At 44.2% G+C, this 11,652-nt stretch carries 11 protein-coding genes; 7 read left to right on the top strand and 4 right to left on the bottom strand.

From position 1 onward, the window contains the following. Positions 1–786, top strand: a 786-nt coding sequence (locus AACT21_RS00800) for a MurR/RpiR family transcriptional regulator (RefSeq protein ID WP_094164213.1), incomplete at its 5' end; no start/stop codon positions are given. Positions 787–843: 57 nt separating this feature from the next. Here the strand turns inward: AACT21_RS00800 and AACT21_RS00805 are convergent. Beyond that, positions 844–2,085 (bottom strand): iron-containing alcohol dehydrogenase, encoded by a 1,242-nt coding sequence (locus tag AACT21_RS00805; protein ID WP_094133527.1) that lies wholly within the window; start codon positions 2,083–2,085, stop codon positions 844–846. 294 nt (positions 2,086–2,379) lie between these two features. Between AACT21_RS00805 and AACT21_RS00810 the strand changes: the two genes are divergently transcribed. The 3 genes from AACT21_RS00810 (at position 2,380) to AACT21_RS00820 (ending at position 5,920) form a co-directional block, all read left to right on the top strand. Continuing rightward, positions 2,380–2,646: a GrxA family glutaredoxin gene (locus tag AACT21_RS00810; RefSeq protein WP_010320195.1), complete on the top strand. Its 267-nt coding sequence runs from the start codon at positions 2,380–2,382 to the stop codon at positions 2,644–2,646. A 185-nt stretch (positions 2,647–2,831) separates the two neighbouring features. After that, a complete protein-coding gene (locus tag AACT21_RS00815; protein WP_013857120.1) occupies positions 2,832–4,514 on the top strand; it encodes an aspartate:alanine antiporter in 1,683 nt (560 codons plus the stop codon). Between the two features lie 302 nt (positions 4,515–4,816). Then, on the top strand, positions 4,817–5,920 hold the full coding sequence (locus AACT21_RS00820; RefSeq protein WP_094164214.1) for a phosphoribosylaminoimidazolesuccinocarboxamide synthase: 1,104 nt from the start codon (positions 4,817–4,819) through the stop codon (positions 5,918–5,920). 50 nt (positions 5,921–5,970) lie between these two features. Here AACT21_RS00820 and AACT21_RS00825 read toward each other — a convergent pair whose 3' ends face one another. Further along, positions 5,971–6,348, bottom strand: a complete 378-nt coding sequence (locus AACT21_RS00825; protein WP_176430213.1) for a transporter — start codon at positions 6,346–6,348, stop codon at positions 5,971–5,973. A gap of 438 nt (positions 6,349–6,786) precedes the next feature. Here AACT21_RS00825 and AACT21_RS00830 point away from each other — a divergent pair, with 438 nt between their 5' ends. From AACT21_RS00830 to AACT21_RS00840, 3 genes are all read left to right on the top strand, one after another. After that, positions 6,787–8,475 (top strand): NAD-dependent malic enzyme, encoded by a 1,689-nt coding sequence (locus AACT21_RS00830; protein WP_094164216.1) that lies wholly within the window; start codon positions 6,787–6,789, stop codon positions 8,473–8,475. Positions 8,476–8,537: 62 nt separating this feature from the next. Continuing rightward, complete coding sequence (locus tag AACT21_RS00835) at positions 8,538–8,861, top strand: DUF3392 domain-containing protein (protein ID WP_017042030.1); 324 nt, start codon at positions 8,538–8,540, stop codon at positions 8,859–8,861. Beyond that, on the top strand, positions 8,834–9,583 hold the full coding sequence (locus tag AACT21_RS00840; RefSeq protein ID WP_174223849.1) for a SanA/YdcF family protein: 750 nt from the start codon (positions 8,834–8,836) through the stop codon (positions 9,581–9,583). The genes AACT21_RS00835 and AACT21_RS00840 overlap by 28 nt, the downstream gene beginning before the upstream one ends. A gap of 55 nt (positions 9,584–9,638) precedes the next feature. On the opposite strand, the gene AACT21_RS00845 is transcribed toward AACT21_RS00840, so the two are convergent. Together AACT21_RS00845 and AACT21_RS00850 are read right to left on the bottom strand one after the other, a co-directional pair. Next, the gene (locus AACT21_RS00845; protein ID WP_013857127.1) at positions 9,639–10,877 is read right to left on the bottom strand and encodes a cysteine desulfurase-like protein; all 1,239 of its coding nucleotides are present in this window, start codon (positions 10,875–10,877) and stop codon (positions 9,639–9,641) included. Further along, the gene (locus AACT21_RS00850) at positions 10,852–11,508 is read right to left on the bottom strand and encodes a 2OG-Fe dioxygenase family protein (protein WP_026028039.1); all 657 of its coding nucleotides are present in this window, start codon (positions 11,506–11,508) and stop codon (positions 10,852–10,854) included. Before AACT21_RS00850 ends, AACT21_RS00845 begins: the two co-directional genes overlap by 26 nt. Positions 11,509–11,652: the final 144 nt, after the last annotated feature.

The raw sequence follows: 11,652 nt of genomic DNA on the forward strand, positions 1-11,652 counted from the left end.
GTAATTATGGCTTCGCCCCAAACCGCGATTCACTCAAGTATTGCGACGCTCGCCAAAATGGCCGATGTCAGTGAACCAACGGTAAACCGCTTTTGTCGACGACTCGACACCAAAGGCTTTCCCGACTTTAAGCTTCATTTAGCGCAAAGCCTTGCTAACGGAACTCCGTATGTAAACCGAAATGTTGAAGAAGATGATGGCCCAGACGCCTACACCCATAAGATTTTCGAATCGACTATGGCATGTTTGGATGTGGCTAAAAACAGCTTGGATCCAATGCAAATTAACCGTGCAGTTGACTTACTCACGCAAGCAAAACGGATCTCTTTCTTCGGTTTAGGAGCCTCTTCTGCTGTAGCAAAAGATGCCCAAAACAAATTTATTCGCTTTAACATTCCGATCACTTGCTTTGAAGATATCGTGATGCAACGCATGAGTTGTATCAACTGTACCGATAATGACGTAATTGTTTTGATTTCGCATACAGGTCGTACTAAAAGCCAAGTGGAAATAGCCAATCTTGCGCGCGAAAATGGTGCGACTGTCATTGCGATTACGGCAAAAGATTCACCGCTGGACAAAGCAAGCTCGTTGTCGATCTCTCTTGACGTACCTGAAGATACTGACGTCTATATGCCCATGGCAAGCCGTGTGGTGCAAATGACGGTAATTGATGTACTGGCTACTGGTTTCACCCTGCGCCGTGGCTCTGGTTTTCGTGAAAATCTTAAACGCGTCAAGGATGTACTAAAAGACTCGCGCTACGATAAGCTGTCACAGTTCTAAGATAATCGCGATCCTAAAATAATCGTTAGAACGGAGCTCAATTGCTCCGTTTTTTTATCAACTTTGCTTGCTACTTTCAGGCGCGACTGGATCATGCCTAACTTCTACCTGATTGGATGAATTCGGTTGCCACTCCTCACACTCACCTTGGCACTCGCAAACTTGATTTAATATATGGATTAACCTTTCTTGTGTTAAAGGCAAAGGGTTACCTTTAATCGCGACCGACTTTAAAGCATCTAACGCCACGCGATCAAACGAGGTATTGCACACACCAAACTGGTTGAGTTTAGGCAGTTGCAACTTATCTAACATCATTTTCACCCACAGCACGCCATCTTCAACGTGAACATTTGTTCTGCCAGTCACAATTTGAGCGATTTTTTTATAACGTGTAAGTACATCATTTCGCCCTGCTTTTTGCGCTGCTCGAATGTTTTCTCGCATAACATGAGGGGCCAAACGCGCCGTGATCACGCTGTGTGGAGCATCAAGTTTCCCTCCCAATGCCGATGCCAAGCCATGTGCCGCGCCAAGTTTTGCATTGGTAATCGCCATTCCTCCAAGCATTGCTGCAAAAGAGAGATCCGCTCGCGCTTTATGATCATCTTTTCGGCACGCTGGCAATATAGAACGACTGAGTTTGCGCAGCCCCTCTTCACAGACCATATCGGTGAGTGGATTGGGTTCACCACACACATAGGCTTCCATTAAATGCGTAAAAGCATCCATTGCGCCTCTGCCAGATGTGTAACTGTCGGTACCATAGGTCAACGTGGGGTCAACAATCGCAACATCTGCCAGCATATCTGGGCTGCGCAAGCTTACTTTTACTTTGTCTTGTCCCGATTTCAACACGGCATTACGCGTGACTTCGGATCCCGTACTGGCGGTGGTTGGAATAGCAATAAATGGCAGCGGTTTTGTCTTTAACGGCACATTTCGGCCAACCACTTCCACATAATCATAAACGTTACCTTGGTTAGGAATGATTGCCGCGAGTGCCTTGCCCATATCAATCACACTACCGCCACCAATAGCAACGACCATGTCCGGTTGAAAACGTCGGCCTAAAATGGCCGTTTCCTCCACCATGGTAATATTAGGTTCACCAACAATAGCTACATGCTGATAGCGCATATTCTGCATTTTCAGGTATTGAACAATAGGGGAAGCTCGTTGTTGTTCTTTTCCCGAAACCAGCAGTACGCTATAACCATATTGGTTGAGAACAGAAAGTGAATTCAATAACGCTCCTTCTCCAAAAATGATCCGCGTCGCCGTCATAAATTGGAACATGAATAACTCCCTTTTCTCTCATCTAGATTAGCTCTGTTTAGAGTGCACCTATCGTTAAAAAAATTTTTTGATGCAGTGCAATGTGGAGCAAATAACCACATAAAAAACACAAGTTTATGCGGCATGTCACAGCCAAGCCATTATTGATCTATTCCCAACACCATCGAGAGGTAAGCTTGCTTTGATTAAGGAATAAGCAATAGCTTTTACCTATTGAAGTAACTGGTGAATGCCACTTTATTTCCGACCTTGAATCGGGCATAGTTGCATGCAACAAGAATGAAGGAGAAAGCTATGTTCGTTGTTATTTTTGGCCGCCCTGGTTGCCCCTACTGTGTTCGCGCAAAAGAACACGCTGAAACATTGAAATTAAAACGCGATGATTTTAACTATCGTTATGTCGATATTCACGCGGAAGGCATCAGCAAAGCTGATTTAGAAAAGACAGTGGGTAAACCAGTTGAAACTGTGCCACAAATCTTTATTGATCAAGAACACATCGGTGGTTGCACTGATTTCGAAGCTTATGCGAAAGAACATTTAGGCTTATTCGACGAATAAAACCAAGAAACATAAAAACCCGCTGATTTTTAGCGGGTTTTTGCTATTTATAGATAAATGGCTCTTTCTCTCAAATTAGGTCAATGAAATGTCAATTGTCACAAATTTCACTTATCTTTTTGCAATATTCAGATACAATTCCCACACTTTACCTACCCCACTTGGCACACATAACGAGTTGAGCCGTGAATATCGACGTCGTACTTTTGCTTGATCAGAACCCTATTCTTCTTATTTTTGTTGTCTTAGCGATTGGCCTTGGTTTTGGCAAAATTCGTTTTGGTAGCTTACAACTGGGCAACTCTATTGGGGTGTTAATTACATCACTCATCATGGGGCACCTTGGTTTTTCCTTCAATGCTGAAGCCTTAACCATCGGTTTCATGCTGTTCATCTATTGTGTCGGCATTGAAGCTGGCCCTAACTTTTTTGGCATATTTTTCCGTGACGGAAAACATTATCTCATCTTAAGTTTAGTGGTGCTCATTACCGCCACTTGGATCACCTATTTTGGCAGTTATTATCTCGGCCTCGATTTTGGCTTAGCTGCTGGTATGATGGCAGGTGCATTAACCTCCACCCCCGTATTAGTAGGCGCACAAGATGCGTTAAACTCTGGGCTAGCCACCATTCCAAGAAATATGGATTTATCCCTTATTTTAGATAATGTTTCGGTGGGTTATGCGATGGCTTATTTAATTGGTCTTATCAGTATGATCATGTTTGCCAAGTTACTGCCTAAGCTGCAAAAACAAAACCTCTCTGATTCTGCTCAACAGATTGCTCAAGAGCGTGGTTTGGGTGGCAGCGGTCAACGCAAAGTCTATTTACCCATCATCCGTGCCTATCGTGTTGGTCAAGAGTTGATCAACTGGATTGATGGGCGCAATTTACGTGAGCTTGGTATTTATCGTCAAACGGGTTGTTATATTGAACGCATTCGACGGAATGGTATTCTTGCCCATCCTGACGGTGACGCCATCTTGCAAGAAGGGGATGAAATTGCACTGGTTGGCTTCCCTGACAGCCATGCAAGGCTAGACCCTAGCTTTCGAAATGGCAAAGAGGTGTTTGATCGCAACCTACTTGATTTGCGCATCTCTGAAGAGGAAATCGTCGTAAAAAGTGACAGTATTGCCGGTAAACGCCTATCGGATCTGAATTTATCCGAATATGGCTGTTTCCTGAACCGAGTGATACGCGCACAAATTGAAATGCCGATGGACTTAGACATTGTGCTTGCCAAAGGTGATGTGCTGCAAGTCAGTGGTGAAAAAAGCCGTGTTCAAGGCTTGGCCGATAAGATAGGTTTCATCTCTATCCATAGTCAAATGGCCGATTTACTCGCCTTTTGTAGCTTCTTTATTCTCGGCATTTTGTTTGGTTTGATCACCATGACCTTTGGACAAGTCTCCTTCGGTTTAGGCAACGCGGTTGGGCTACTGCTTTCTGGCATTATGCTTGGTTTTTTACGAGCCAACCACCCCACTTTCGGCTATGTACCGCAAGGGGCATTAAATATGGTGAAAGACCTAGGTTTGATGTTCTTTATGGTAGGCATTGGCTTAAGTGCTGGCGGGAAAATGTTCCAGCACCTCTCAGAAGTGGGCGTACAAGTGATCGGCCTTGCATTTTTAGTCAGCGTGGTGCCAGTCGTCTTTGCCTATTTGGTCGGTGCGTACATTTTGAAAATGAACCGCGCGCTTCTATTTGGTGCGATTATCGGTGCACGAACTTGCGCACCAGCGATGGATATCGTTAACGACTACGCAAAATCGACCATTCCCGCATTGGGTTATGCTGGCACCTATGCTATCGCCAATATACTGATGACACTGACAGGAACTATTTTAATTTTACTCAGCTAAACCTAATAATCCTCAGTGCTACTCGCTCAAAGTCACATGTGTGGCTTTGGGCGAGCCATCGCCCCTCTATTTACTTCGCTTTTATCTCAATGTTTGCCGCTTTATCGACTCAGAACTGCATCTTTTCTCCTGAATTCAACTCACCACTGCTTAATTTTTCAAACAAAAGGCAATCGTTTGCTTTTTATCTGGCAGCAGAAAATAGTTCTGGTATGATGCGCACAGTTTATCGATATCCTTAGTAGCGTTGAGCTAAGCGATATCTTCTCTGTATGACGTTTGAAAAAGATAGGAATGTCTAAATGAGCCTTGCTGATCAAATCCTTGCCGTCAATGACGACCTCCCAATTCGCACTCACCAACCTGTTCATAGCGGCAAAGTTCGCTCTGTTTATTGGCTAACTCCAGAAGATAGCCAGCGTTTGATCAAAGAAAAAGGTTACAACGTTGCTCCTGATGCACCTTTAGCCATTATGGTAATCAGTGACCGTATTTCCGCTTTTGATTGTATCTGGCATGCCGAAGGTGGCATCAAAGGTGTACCAGGTAAGGGCGCGGCATTGAACGCGATTTCAAACCACTGGTTTAAGCTATTTCAAGAGAGCGGGTTAGCCGATAGCCATATTTTAGATATTCCCCATCCTTTTGTATGGATTGTGCAAAAAGCCAAGCCAATCAAAATTGAAGCGATTTGTCGCCAGTATATTACCGGTTCAATGTGGCGTGCTTACGAAAAAGGTGAACGAGATTTTTGTGGTATTCAATTACCAGAAAGCTTACAGAAAGATAAAAAACTGCCAGAACTGCTCATTACACCATCAACCAAAGGCATCTTAAAAGACATTCCCGGTGTTCCAGAAGCCGATGATGTCAATATCTCACGTCATAATATTGAAGAGAATTTTGCCGCTTTTAACTTCAGTCGTGTCGAAGATATTGCCTTATACGAAAAGCTATTAAAAGAAGGATTCAGCGTCATTAGCCATGCACTCTGCCAAGTAGAGCAAATTTTCGTCGATACCAAGTTTGAGTTTGGCTATGTCACCGATGCCAACGGCGTTGAGAAACTCATTTATATGGATGAAGTGGGTACGCCGGACTCTTCTCGCATCTGGGACAGCGCTTCCTATCAGCAAGGACGTATTGTGGAAAATTCGAAAGAAGGTTTTCGTCAATTCTTGCTCAACTACTTCCCTGACCCAGATATTTTACTCAACAAAGAACGGATGGCTGAGCGAGAAGCGCTTGCACGTGATAATGCGCTGCCTTTGGCTGCATTAATGGATATTTCCAACACCTATCTTGCGATTGCAGAGAAAATTGTTGGCCAACCGATCGTATTAAGCCGAAACCCAAAGCAAGAGATCATTGCGATCCTGCGTTCTCAATATGGCTTGATTGACTAGCACTCAACAATAACGGGGCATTAAATATGCCCCGTTATCTGTTTATCCCCTTACAGGGTGATAAGAAATTCATCTGGTTTTGTATTTTTTATCAAAGATTGGCTTTTATTTTGAATCAATTGGATCTGTTCAGAATCCAACGCATACGGCATTACTAATTTTAGCTCTTCAATCCCCTCTAATTTCGCCAATCTCACCAGTGAAATTAAATTCGCTTCATCACTACGGCGTGTTGATAACGACTTCAACGCCATTTCCCATAGGCGATCCTCTGGGCTTGATAATTCTTTAATGCTGTCTTTCCATACCGTACCAAAAATCGGTGCAAATGACGTCATGGCTTCGAGGAATGTCCATTTCTTATTACATGACGCACCAAGAAATGTAGTGTAATCAAACACCACCCGTGTCCTTTCTTGTGTATTCATTTTGTCCCCCGACAAATTGGCAGCACACTGTACTCAATATCATCCATGATTGTTCATATAGCAATAGGATATAAAAAAACAGTCTTTTATGCCTTAAAACCGAATGGATTGGCTATATCAAAACCAGGTTTGTAACAAGGCATAAACAGACTTACTGACATATGTGTCTGATTGATTAATATTTCAAACCGTGAACAAAAAGTCGCTTTATCACTTAAAGTGATCATCGCTCAACACTACTTTTGAAATCTCTGCTTAAGGAGACCAATAGACAAAAATGTGTACATTGATGCCCTCAGCAATTAACACGGAGAATTCTACCGTTTTTATCGGCATTCTTCAGTATTCTGTGCCATGTGTCGCCGCTCGTCTATTTACAATCTCATGAGTAAACCGTTATCATTTTTGAGTTCCCTTCTACCCTAAAATAGGCCGACAATGAATAATGATAAACGCCCTCTTTATATTCCCTATGCGGGCCCCGCTCTACTCAGCACGCCTTTGCTCAATAAAGGCAGTGCATTTTGTGCTGAAGAGCGCAGTTCCTTCAACTTAGAAGGCCTGCTTCCTGAAACGACGGAAACGATACAAGAACAAGTTGTTCGCGCATACCAACAATACTGCAGCTTTGAAAGTGATATGGATAAGCATATCTATCTGCGTAATATTCAAGATACCAACGAAACCTTATTCTATCGTTTAGTACAAAACCACATCACTGAGATGATGCCCATCATCTACACACCAACGGTGGGTGCCGCATGTGAAAACTTTTCAAATATTTATCGTCGCGGCCGCGGTCTGTTCATTTCCTTTCCGAATCGAGATCGCATCGATGACTTACTTAATAATGCAGCGAACCATAACGTAAAAGTTATCGTAGTGACCGATGGTGAACGCATTCTCGGCTTGGGTGACCAAGGAATTGGTGGCATGGGTATTCCTATCGGCAAACTGGCGCTTTATACCGCATGTGGTGGTATTAGCCCTGCTTATACTTTACCGGTCGTGCTCGATGTTGGAACCAATAACCCACAGCGCTTGGCTGACCCGATGTACATGGGCTGGCGTCACCCTCGGATTACCGGGGCTGAATATGATGCATTTGTAGAAGAGTTCATCCAAGCGGTGCAACGTCGCTGGCCTGATGCACTAATCCAATTTGAAGATTTTGCACAAAAGAACGCAATGCCACTATTAGAGCGTTATAAAAACCGTATTTGTTGTTTTAACGATGACATTCAAGGCACTGCGGCGGTGACTGTAGGTTCGCTATTGGCCGCATGCAAAGCCGCGGGCAGTCAACTCTCCGAGCAACGTATCGCTTTTCTTGGTGCGGGCTCTGCAGGCTGTGGTATTGCCGAAGCAATCATCGCGCAAATTGTGTCAGAAGGTATTTCAGATGCTCAAGCTCGTTCTCAAGTCTATATGGTTGACCGCTGGGGTCTGCTGCAAGAAGGAATGCCTAACCTACTTGATTTCCAACAGCGCCTAGTGCAAAAAAACAAAGACACGCATGATTGGAACACAGAAGGTAATGGTTTCTCATTATTGGAAGTAATGAAAAATGGCAAGCCAACGGTGTTGGTCGGTGTTTCTGGGGCTCCGGGATTATTCAGTGAAGAGATTATCACTGAGATGCACAAACACTGCCCACGCCCGATTATTTTCCCACTATCGAACCCAACCAGCCGTGTTGAAGCGACCCCCAATGACATTATCCGTTGGACCAACGGTGAAGCACTCGTCGCCACAGGCAGCCCGTTCGATCCCGTGTTGCATAACGGTAAAACCTACCCAATTGCACAATGCAACAATAGCTATATTTTCCCTGGTATCGGCTTAGGCGTACTGGCGGTCAATGCGCGTCGAGTTACTGATGAGATGCTGATGGAATCAAGCCGTGCACTCGCCAACTGTTCGCCTCTGGCGCTTAATGGGCATGGTGCGTTACTTCCACCACTGGAAGCCATTCACTCCGTTTCCAAGAAAATTGCGTTTGCGGTAGCGAAAAAAGCAATTGAGCAAGGCGTTGCACTGGAGATCCCAGATGATGTGTTAGAAACCGCCATTGAGCAGCATTTTTGGCAGCCAGTATACCGCCGCTACAAACGCACGGCTTTCTAAGCTCCTACTCTGCTGTCCCCTAAGCTTCGGCTGATGTTTAGGGGCTTTTTCTGTGAGTCAATATGATGAACTTTTTAGCGCCCGCAGGGCATTACTTATCACCGTATTTAACGGAGATATCAACCGCATTGATCGCTTGTTTGCTCGTAATGCTCGGTGGGGAGATTAACGCCGCGATGCGCAAGCTAATGCGCAACCAACACTTTGTCGTTCGCACATTTACGTTTATATTGATTAACGCTTTCGGCTACGGTTTGGTGATCATCAAAGCGAGCCCTTACCTTGCTCGGACACTTTCGCAGTTAGAATCAGGCATGATGTTTAGCATTATTATGCTCTGCTTTATTGCTATCGGGATCTGGGCACAAAGGAACCGTCAAATTTAGTGTTAAAATTTTCATCTTCAAATCACTCTCGCCCTGTTTGGAAAAAGCGGGTTCACACGCTGCTTCGCTACGTGTCTATACTGTTGTTCATTTCAAGCCTTTTTGTGCTTGGCATTGATCGCTGGGTCAGTTGGCAAGCCGAAAAACAAATCGTCACCGAGCAAAATCAAGTCGGTCAATTCCAAGTCGCTGTTGTACTTGGAACCAGTAAGTACTTGGGTAAAACGCTCAATGACTACTATACCCACCGAATTGAAGCCGCGATCGCTTTGTATGAGCAAGGCAAGGTAAAAGGGTTTTTACTCAGTGGTGATAATGCTCACCGTTCGTACAATGAACCGTGGACGATGAAACGCGATCTGCTGCGCGCTGGGATCCCGAGCGAACATATTTACTTAGATTATGCAGGGTTTCGTACTTTGGACTCCATTGTTCGCGCAAAACGCATCTTCGAAACCGACAATTTTTTGATCATTTCTCAACAATTTCATTGTGAGCGAGCACTCTTTATTGCCAACTACCATAACATTAATGCTCAGTGTTTAGCGGTTGCAGGGCCAACAACTCGTTCTGGTTTTAAAGTGAGGCTGCGTGAGGTCTTTGCTCGTACGAAAGCATTCTTAGATCTCTATATCACGAATACTCAACCTAAATTTTTAGGTCCCAAAGAGCCAATTGTGATCGAAGAGTTACCCTTAGAGCCAACCGAAGATGAAAGCTAAAAAAGGCACTGTGCCCCAGAAACCTTTCCTTCGACAGATTTCCGGGCCACTTTGGTTACGCTAATGTGGATAAGACATCAAACAAAGCGTCAATTTCACTGCGCGTGTTGTAGTGCATAAAACCGATACGGACAACTCCACCACTGTTTTCAAGATCTAACTGACGCACTAAACCAAGCGCATAGAAATGCCCATTCCACACACAAATATTATGCTCGCCCAATGTTTTGGCCACAAATTCTGGGTGGTGATTAGCTAAGCGAATGGCAAAGGTCGGTGTACGTAGTTCACTGTTAGCCTTGGTCAGGCCATAGAGCTTAGCCGAACTCAATCCTTTAAGTTTATACAGAAAATACTCACTTAATTGGCGTTCATGCTGGTTGTATTGAATGAAACTATCGATCAAACGCTCTCTTAACGAGCCACTCGCGTCTCCCCATTGCGCCAAATATTCCACTGCAGCAATCACGCCTGCCAAACCTTCAAAACTCTGCGTACCCGTTTCAAAACGTCCCGGACCAATATTGGTTGCAGGTTCAACTTTGTAGGGTTTAAGTGCATGTAACCACTGCGAAGCGATATAAGCGATACCAACGTGTGGACCAAAAAACTTATATGCCGAACAGGTTAAAAAATCACAGCCTAATTCTTGTACATCAATCAAATGGTGCGGAGCATAGTGAACGGCATCCACATACACCATCGCGCCGACTTGATGCGCCGCATCCACAATGCGTTTAACATCGACAATAGATCCTGTGGTATTCGAAGCATAAGTGACCGCTACCAGCTTTGTTTTAGGATTGAGCAATGACAGTAAGTGCTCAACATCCAAAGTACAATCTTGTTGGTTCACCTTTACCTGGTGCACTGTAACGTGCTTATCCTGCGCCGCTTGCTGCCAACTGGAGACATTGGAGTAATGGTCAAGCGCAGTAACAATCACTTCATCGCCCGCTTGCCAATCTCGGCTAATGGCTCGACTTAGCTGAAAAGTCAACGAGGTCATATTCGCGCCAAATACAATATTTCCTGATGACTCAGCGTTCAGAAGCGCTTGCACCGACTCACGAGCCTGCTGCATTAAATCAGTGGTGATTTGGCTTGAAAAATAGTGTCCGCCCAAATTAGAGTTAAAATGGCCCAGATATTCACTCATTTTTTCTATTACCGACTTAGGTACTTGCGAGCCACCTGGACCATCTAAGAAACTCACTGACTTACCATGATATTTTTGCGACAAAGCACTAAACTGCGTACGCACTTTTTCAGGAGTGAAGATCATTTCGGCCATCCTTAGCGGTTAACACAAAAACATCCATATGACCTTCTTGCCCATGCTCAATTGAGCGAATAGGACAAGCGTTATGCCATAACTTACTGTCCGCGAGCATCGCAATCTCACCATTTTCTAACACTTTCCGAAAGAAAGGGGCTTCATGGCAGTCTTGATACAGCATAATTTCACCGCCGACGATGTTGTGGCGATTCACCCCCACCAACGCAATATGATCAAAACCGTCTTGATGGACACCTTCTGGCGCGACTTGCGTCTCATCAAACACAGCAGCAATTCGGATCTGATGGATTTCAATCTCTTGCCCATTAGGCAGACCATTCGTACTCACAAACACCTCGCACACTTCTCTCATCCCCTCACTTTGTAACGTAGAGGGTAAAATAGGATCGAAATGACGCTTAATGTTGCCTTGAAAATGATTGATTTGATCGGTTTGCATAAAGTCATGCTTGTCCAACGCCTCGACTTTCCCTTTGTTAAATTGAACCACAGAGTAGCGCCGTAAACGATACTGACCATCAGCATGCTCCGTATGTGGTAATTGCGCAAAGGAGGGAGCAAGTTGTTGAATCGCTTTTTGACTTAATTGTGTAATCTGTAAAGTGTTTTCGTGTACAGCTAACATCACCAGCTCCTTAATTAAATAATCGGACACATTAAATTAACAATTAATTTACACTAAGGATACGCACTAATATTGCACATTCAAGTAAAAATGAATGTTATATCTGTATGTGACTAGCAATATAAAATTTAATACTTAAATAAT

The organism is Vibrio sp. V08_P9A1T1 (assembly GCF_963874405.1).
In the GTDB taxonomy this organism is placed as follows: Bacteria; Pseudomonadota; Gammaproteobacteria; order Enterobacterales; family Vibrionaceae; genus Vibrio; species Vibrio anguillarum.